This is a genomic window from Microvirga aerophila, assembly GCF_003332305.1.
Taxonomy (GTDB): Bacteria; Pseudomonadota; Alphaproteobacteria; order Rhizobiales; family Beijerinckiaceae; genus Microvirga; species Microvirga aerophila.
In genome coordinates this window covers 101,551-109,414 of sequence record NZ_QOIO01000020.1, presented here as the reverse complement: position 1 = coordinate 109,414, position 7,864 = coordinate 101,551, and the positions used below count along the sequence as shown (strand labels likewise).

General features: G+C 62.3%; 7 protein-coding genes and 1 pseudogene. 6 read left to right on the top strand and 2 right to left on the bottom strand.

Annotated elements, in window-relative coordinates; genetic code table 11:
- Positions 1–110: 110 nt before the first annotated feature.
- The 5 genes and pseudogenes from DRB19_RS12780 to DRB19_RS12760 all read left to right on the top strand — a co-directional run.
- Positions 111–365, top strand: a pseudogene (locus DRB19_RS12780) (transposase); the annotation flags it as partial.
- 477 nt (positions 366–842) lie between these two features.
- Entirely contained in the window at positions 843–1,829 is a 987-nt protein-coding gene (locus DRB19_RS12775) for a tetratricopeptide repeat protein (RefSeq protein ID WP_147021715.1), read from the top strand.
- The gene (locus DRB19_RS12770; RefSeq protein ID WP_147021716.1) at positions 1,793–2,446 is read left to right on the top strand and encodes a hypothetical protein; all 654 of its coding nucleotides are present in this window, start codon (positions 1,793–1,795) and stop codon (positions 2,444–2,446) included. Before DRB19_RS12775 ends, DRB19_RS12770 begins: the two co-directional genes overlap by 37 nt.
- Positions 2,447–2,630: 184 nt before the next feature.
- Positions 2,631–4,034 carry a metal-dependent hydrolase family protein gene (locus tag DRB19_RS12765; RefSeq protein ID WP_114186404.1) on the top strand — a complete coding sequence of 468 codons (1,404 nt, stop codon included), beginning with the start codon at positions 2,631–2,633 and terminating at the stop codon, positions 4,032–4,034.
- A gap of 54 nt (positions 4,035–4,088) precedes the next feature.
- Entirely contained in the window at positions 4,089–5,117 is a 1,029-nt protein-coding gene (locus DRB19_RS12760; protein WP_245439468.1) for a lipoprotein N-acyltransferase Lnb domain-containing protein, read from the top strand.
- Between the two features lie 327 nt (positions 5,118–5,444).
- On the opposite strand, the gene DRB19_RS12755 is transcribed toward DRB19_RS12760, so the two are convergent.
- Together DRB19_RS12755 and DRB19_RS12750 are read right to left on the bottom strand one after the other, a co-directional pair.
- Positions 5,445–5,918, bottom strand: a complete 474-nt coding sequence (locus DRB19_RS12755; RefSeq protein ID WP_170148921.1) for an AAC(3)-I family aminoglycoside N-acetyltransferase — start codon at positions 5,916–5,918, stop codon at positions 5,445–5,447.
- 143 nt (positions 5,919–6,061) lie between these two features.
- Entirely contained in the window at positions 6,062–6,691 is a 630-nt protein-coding gene (locus DRB19_RS12750) for a LysE family translocator (RefSeq protein ID WP_114186402.1), read from the bottom strand.
- A 336-nt stretch (positions 6,692–7,027) separates the two neighbouring features.
- On the opposite strand from DRB19_RS12750, the gene DRB19_RS12745 reads away from it, so the two are divergent.
- Positions 7,028–7,486 (top strand): alpha/beta fold hydrolase, encoded by a 459-nt coding sequence (locus DRB19_RS12745; protein ID WP_114186401.1) that lies wholly within the window; start codon positions 7,028–7,030, stop codon positions 7,484–7,486.
- Positions 7,487–7,864 lie beyond the last annotated feature (378 nt).

Genomic DNA, 7,864 nt, shown 5'->3' with positions numbered 1-7,864 from the left:
CTTCGCCTTCGATCCGGAGCTGGACCACTATACCTGTCCGGCAGGCAAGATCCTGAGGCAGTTCCGGCGCAACTACACGGTGGCGCGTACCGACAGCGCTCATGATGGCATCCCGCAACGTCTTGCGCAGTGTCCATGAAGAGGCGCGCGATCAAACGCGTCAGTTGGCCGGAACGCCGCAGTTCGCGACCTCGCGGAACGAGCGGAAGAAGGTCGAGATGCTATTTGCTCATCTCAAGACGACCTTGCGGTTCGAGCGCATGCGTCTGCGCGGACTGACGGGGGCTAGGGACGAGTTCCACCTGGTCGCCATGGTCCAGAACCTCCGGCGCATGGCTCGGCTGACCGCAGCAGCGGCCGCCTGAGCGAGGTGACGGGCTGAGGCCCGCGGCCTCAGGTTCCGATCACCTTCACCCCAGCCGTTAAGAAGTGAGAGCCGGGCACCCAGCGGCTCAACCGGCAGAGTTTTTCAACAGCATCGGTCAGGCAGTGAAGTCCATTCACTTTTCGGAATGTCTGGTTACGTGAGGATTGCTGCCCTCGGGCTAGCGTCCCGCGTGTGCCATAAGCGGCACTTTCGTAGCTCGCGTATGAAACCGCTACGGGAACTCTTAGGAACTCTCCCATGCTGCGGATCGCCAGGCCAGGCGACCTTCCGCCGATGGCGCAAGACTTATTTTCCCGTTGGATTTTCCGACTGAGCCGGCAGTGTGCACTCAACGGAATTAGCGTAGTCGAGCAGAGTCGTTGATGCCGAGTCAGGCTGGGCGTATGGTTAGTTGGGCTGGGAATTCGCTGATGAGGCCGGGCACCCAATCGGGTCCTCCGGCAGGGAGGGAGCGATGCCAGTAAAGACCAGCTTGTGGGCGGTGGCCCTGGGTCTCGTGCTCTGCCCGGCATATGGACAGACTCAACATCATAACCACGCACAGGGTGCCTCCCCAGGCGCCGCGACCCTCGGTGAAGTTCACTTTGCTGTTAGTTGCACACCCGAGGCGCAGGCGGCCTTCGACGAGGCGATGAAGCTGCAGCACTCGTTCTGGTACCAAGCCGCCGGCGACGCCTTCCGGCAGGTGCGCGAGCGCGATCCAACCTGTGTCATGGCATACTGGGGCGAGGCCATGGCCCTTTTGGTGAATCCCTTCACGGTCACCACGGCCGCAAACCTCCGGCAAGGGCGCACCTTGCTCGCGGAAGCACGGCGGATCGGCGCCCGAAACGAGCGCGAGGCAGGCTTCATCGATGCCCTCTCCGAGCTTTACGGCAATGAGGACCCGGCGACGCACAGATCCCGTCTGGAGCGCTATGAGCAGGCGATGGGCCGACTGTACGAGCGCTTCTCCGACGACCCGGAGGTTGGCATCCACTACGCCCTCGCTCTGGCAATGGCAGCGTCCCCGACGGACAAGACCTACGCGCGCCAGATGCGCGCCGCCGAGATCCTGGAGCGTGCGTGGGCGCGGCAGCCGCAGCATCCTGGCATTGCTCACTACTTGATCCACACCTATGACACACCCGCTCTTGCGGGGCGCGGGGTGGCCGCAGCTGAGCGCTACGCCGAGATTGCAGCGGACGCCCCGCACGCGCTGCACATGCCCTCCCACATCTTCACCAGGATTGGACGCTGGGAGGACTCGATCGAGACCAACCGCCGCTCTGCGGAGACGGCGCGGGCGCGGCAGGCCGTTTTCGACGAGATTCATGCGCTGGACTACATGGTGTATGGCTATCTCCAGACCGGGCAGATTGAGTCCGCGCGGCGCGTGGTCGCCGACTTGGCGCGCTTTGCCTCGTGGATAGCGCCGGCTCCGATTTTGCCTGGGCCCTGACGGTGATGCCGGCCCGCTTTGCCCTCGAACGCGGGGCATGGGAGGAAGCGGCGGCTCTCACGCCGGGCCAGCAAACGGCACCGCTGGTGGTCGTAAACACGCACTTCGCGCGTGCGGTGGGCGCGGCTCGGGCTGGGCGTTCGGATGCAGCGGTCGCTGACATTGACGCGCTGAAGGCGGCGGCGGCGGCTCTACGCGGGAGCGATGCCTATTGGGCGGAGCAGACGGAGATCCTGCGTCTTGCTGCCGAAGCCTGGAATGCCTTTGCACGAAGCCAGCATGATCTGGCGGTCACCACCATGCGGGAGGCGGCTGAGCGCGAGGAGCGGACGGACAAGCATCCAGTGCCCCCTGGGCCGCTCCTCCCCGCCCGCGAGCAACTGGGGGAGATGCTGCTGATGATGGCCCGCTACGCTGAGGCGCAGCGCGAGTATGAAGCTGTCCAGAAGACGGAGCCCGGCCGCTTTCGCGCCACCTATGGCGCTGCGCGGGCGGCTGAGTTGGGCGGCGATGGTGTCGGGGCGCAGCGGCATTATTCACACCTGCTTGAGGTTGCGGCACGAGCTCAACCGGGTTTGGCAGAAGTTGAGCACGCTCGTGCCTTCCTGAGTCGGTGAAGGAAAAATGCTCGGCTGTCAGAGGTGGGTCAAACCCGGTAGGAGCATGAGGAGGTGTCCGAAGGTCTGCTTACTGACCTCCACGGAAGTTCGGCATACCTGTGATAGGTACTATTGGCTGTCATTCGTCGGCGGACCTCCGCTTGGTATCCTCCCACACCGCCTAGGTGGGGAGTGCCATGCGATGTCCGGCACGGTAACCGTTGAGAACCTGAAGCGCACGGTAATCCGGTTGTTCAAGATAGCCGGGATCCTGTCCGTCGGATATAGCCCAGCCGCTACGGCGCAGACCCAATCGCCTCCTCCAGCCCGCATCAAGGCGACGCTCTTCGAGAACGTTCGGATTTTCGACGGGAGGAGCACAACGCTGTCGACTCCCACCCATGTGCTGGTGAAGGGCAACATCATCGAGTGCATATCCGCGGAGCCGATCTCCGTCGAGGCCAATACGGATGTTCGAATCATCGCGGCGGGTGGACGCGTGCTGATGCCGGGTCTCATTGACGCTCATTGGCATGCCTTCATGGCCGCCACACCCCAGCTGGTCCTGATGACCGCCGAGCCCTCCTATCTCACCCTGTTGGCGGCCCGGCAGGCCAAAGCCACCCTGATGAGGGGCTTTACCACCATCCGCGACCTTGGCGGGCCCGTGTTCGGGCTCAAGCGCGCCATCGACGAAGGCGTCATGATCGGACCGCGGATCTATCCCTCCGGCGCGTTCATCTCCCAGACCTCCGGCCATGGCGATTTCCGCTTCCTCTTTGAACTGCCGCGCAAGCCAGGAGGACCGCTGAGCTATACCGAAGCCCAAGGGATCTCCGCCATCGCCGACAGCCGCGATGAGGTCCGGTTGCGGGTGCGCGAGCAACTGAGGCTAGGAGCCAGCCAGATCAAGCTCATGGCCGGCGGCGGCGTGAGCTCACCGCCCCACAATCCGATCGAGTCGACCCAGTACACGGAAGCGGAGCTGCGGGCCGCGGTCGAGGCGGCCGAGAACTGGGGCACCTACGTTACCGTCCACGCCTACCATCCGCGATCGATCCAAATGGCAATCCACGCGGGCGTCAAGGTCATCGAGCACGGGCACCTTGCTGACGAGGAAACCGTTCGGTTAATGGCGGAGAAAGGTGTCTGGTGGAGCCTACAACCGCTGACCTATGACACGCACATGTCCGCGCACATGCCGGCTGCGTCGCGGCAACGGGCCGTTCAGGTGTTCGAAGGCACCGACAACGCCTATCGGCTCGCCAAGAAATACAATGTGAGGACGGCTTTCGGCGCCGACATCCTTGGCGATGCAGAAGCGGCAGGCCGACAGGGTGCCGCGCTGGTCGTGCTAGCCCGATGGTATACGCCTGCTGAGGTGCTCAGGATGGCAACGGCCGACAATGGCGAGCTGATGGCGCTATCCGGCTTCATCAATCCCTATCCCGGCAAGCTCGGTGTTGTGGAAGAGCGCGCGTTGGCGGACCTGCTGCTAGTCGAGAACAATCCTCTGGAAAACCTTGATCTCGTCGCGGATCCAGACCGGAATTTCCTCATCATCATGAAGGATGGCAAGATCTACAAGAATACGTTGCCCAAGTAGGGTCCTTCGCAGGCGGCCCCTGGGCTGCTCGAAGGTTTGACAGCAGGTGCAAACGTGGAACTCCATTCGAGGTCATACGGTGTGTTCCCGTCCAGGGCCTTTAGCTTCCTTACTGCAGGGGTTCGGCTCCTGTTCTGGATGGTGCTCGTCACATGGAGCACCCTGGCGATCTACTACTCGGACCTGCCGTGGGCCGGGCTGTGGCTGGGACTGGCAGCGGCCTTCGCGGCGTTTGCGGTCTGGGCTATCTGGCTGTCGCGCCAGCGGCGCATGTCTGCGGTCGTAATGGCGCTGTTCCTGTGCGTGGTTGCATGGTGGGTAACTATCCCTCCCTCGCATGATCGTCCCTGGCGGCCGGAGGTCGCGGTCATGCCGAGGGCCTCCATCGACGGCGACCGAGTGCACCTCACCGGGGTGCGCAACTTCGAATATCGGAGCGTCAATGATTTCACGGTGCGGTACGAGGAGCGCGAGGTGGTGCTATTCCATCTGACCGGCCTCGACTTCTACATCTCCTACTGGAGCGAGGGGCTGGTCGGGCACACCTTCCTGAGCTTCCTTTTTGATAACGCGCCGCCGCTGAGCATCTCCATCGAGACACGGCCGGAAGTCGGCGAGGGCTTCAATCCCCTCGCGTCCCTCTTCAAGCAATTCGAACTCATCTATGTGGTGGGCGACGAGCACGACCTCGTCGGCGTGCGCACCAGTCACCGCAACGAGATGGTGTACCTTTACCGCCTGAACACCTCGGCCGACGATGCACGTCGGCTCTTGCTGGTTTACCTCGGGCGGATCAACGAGCTCGCCGATCACCCGGAGTTCTATCACCTGCTGAGCAATAGCTGCACGATCAATATCATCCGTTACGCCAATGCCGCCGGCAGGGAGGGCCGGTTCGACATACGCCATCTCTTCAACGGTCTGATCGACAGCTATCTCTACCACTCGGGTCGAGTCGAGACGACGCTACCTTTCGACGAGCTGCGGCGCCGCTCCCTGATCAACGAGGCGGCGCAGGCGGCGAATAACGTTCCCGATTTCTCGCAGCGCATCCGCGCAGTCCCGCCGACGGTTCCGCGCTGACGTGTTCCGCCATCGACACGTCGGACACTCTGCTTTGCGAGGGACTGCGGGGACTTTGAACTCGGATTCCTGCCCTGCAAGACAACGGCAATATCCATGGAGCGCACCCGGGAGGTCATTCAGCTTTTCCCGCAACGATCGGCACCACGCTCGAATGCATTCGACTTGCGAGACTTGAAGAGCCCAGGCTACGCATCCCAGGAGATCATGGCAATCAGCCCCCGCCGGAATGAAGGCGAGCGCTGTCGATAGTATTGCGAGGAAATGGACCACATGCAGTTTCATGCGATGCCTCGACCTCTTGAGGGCATTGTAGGTTTTGTCCTGCTAGGGTGGGTCTGTTTCAACCCGGATGTCGAAATGCAGCACCTCCTCTCGCATCCCGAGCTTATCGTAGAGGGCGATGGCCGGATCGTCCTCGTAATCAGCCTGAACGTAAATTACCCAAACGCCGCGTCGGGCGGCAATCTCGCGCAAGTGTTCGATCAGGGCGGTCGCGACGCCTTGGCGTCGATGTTCCGCGCTCACGGCAAGGTCATAGATATACAGCTCCCGCCGTGCCCTCTCGAATTTGTCGAGTTCATAGGCGACAAGGCCGCCGATGACTTCCTCGCTTGTCAATGCCGCAAGGGCGACAACATGCTCTTTCCCGAGCAGACCCTTCAGGTAGGCATCACTCGGCGGCTCGGCCCCATAGGTGTCAGGGTCTGTAAAGGCTTCACCGAACAGCACGTTCAGCTTGCGAACAAGCCCAACGTCAGCAGCGGTGAGGCGGCGGAGAACGAAGGGTATAGAGGACATCATTTCGCTAGGGCAGCTGTGGTATCAGATGGCATCCCGAAAGCTGCCATCCGCTCTGGAGTGAAACCAGCTACGGTTATAGCCAAGCTGACTGGCCAACGCATCAACACCCACCGGTCCTGGCCGACGACGAGGGATGCAGATTACTTACGCGTCGCCAGCGCCGCAGTGACCCCCAGTCCGATGAACGCGGTACCAGCGAACCAGCGCTGAAAGCGCAGGAACCGGCGGTTGCAGCGCAGGACATCGCCGGCGGTCCCAGCCACCAGAGCGAATATGCCGTCGCTCATGATGCCAAGCCCCATGAAGGTCAGGCCGAGAATGAGGATCTGCCAATGCACCGCGCCGCGTGCGGGATCGACGAACTGCGGCAGGAAGGCGAGAAAGAAGATCGCCGTCTTCGGATTGAAGAGGTTGACCACGAAGCCGTCGCGGAAGACCCGGCGCAGCGGCTCGGCGGGCGCTGCAGGCGCTTCAGGATCGCGGTCCTTGGCCAGGAGGGTGCGGACGCCGATCCAGATGAGATAGGCGGCGCCGAGATACTTCACGACAGCGAAGGCGAGTGCCGACGACACCAGAAGAGCCGAGAGCCCGATCGCCGCCGCGGTGATGTGGACAATGGTGCCGAGATGGATGCCGAGCACCGAGACCAGGCCTGCGGCTCGCCCCTGCTCGAGCGAGCGGGCGACGATGAAGAGCACCGCCGGGCCGGGTGTCAGCAGCAGCACCACCGACGCCACAATGAACAATCCCCACAAGGTCAGATCAGGCATAGGTGCCATGCTCGCGTTACTCAGCGAGCAAGCCACAGTGCGGCGGTCGTGACAAGAGGCCATCCCCTACTCCTGTCGGAGGTCGGCTCATCCCGTCGACAATAGAGATTGGGATAAGTCCCGCCCTGTGCCGAAAACCGACAATCCTGCTCCTGTAAAGGCGGAACCATTCAGATCCGTCGAAGGCCGAACAACTAGGCCACCATTGCCCGGCTTCTCTTCACGCGGTAGAGTAGGACCCTGTCGGATGATCTGCGGTTCGCGAAGCATCGCCTGCCTTCCGGACTTTGCCTGCACTTTGCCGAGAAGGGCTCGCGGGATGGTCAGGCCGTCCTGATGTTGCGTGGCTATGCCGACTCCTGGTTCTCCTACAGCCGCATTCTCCCGCTCCTGCCCACACGGTTGTGGGCCATCGTGCCGGACCAGCGCGGGCATGGAGGGTCCGCCCGACTCTTGGATGGCTATGCGCCTGATGACTTCGCCGAGGACGCGCTTCAGCTGCTGGACACGCTCGGCATCGAACGAGCCGTTGTGGTCGGCCACTCCATGGGAGGTTTCATCGCCCGGAGGATTGCAGTCAAAGCCCCCGAGCGTCTGGTGCTCATCGGCTCGGCCAAAACCGCGTACAACGAAGCGACATGGCAACTCCTCAAGGAGGTCGAGACGCTTGCCTATCCCGTTGAGGCCGGCTTTGTCCGCGTGTTTCAGTCGAGCACCATCCACCGTCCATTGCCGGCGGACTTCATCGAGCAGATCGTAGCCGAGAGCCTCCAAGTTCTGGCGCGGGTCTGGTAGGCCGCTCAGAGCGGTCTACCAGACCCGATTTCACAGCGGATTTTGCCCTGATCCGCTGCCCAGTGCTGATCCTCAGCGGGGACCGGGACGGTATTTTTCCGCGTGCCGAGCAGGAGCACCTCGCCACATGCATCCCTGGCGCAACACTTAAGATCATCCCGGACATCGGTCACGATCCCCATTGGGAGGCGCGGATAATGTCGCGCTCGATCTGCTAGCGTTCCTCCAAAGCCCATAGACCCAGTAGGCAGGCGAACCCTCCGGGCGCACATCAGCGTCAAGGGAGCCGCTCTTCTGCTTTGAACAACGCAAAGTCTGCATGGTTTCAGGACTTGACGATTCCCTGCCCTTCAGGAACATCCGGTCTTTCTTTCTAAA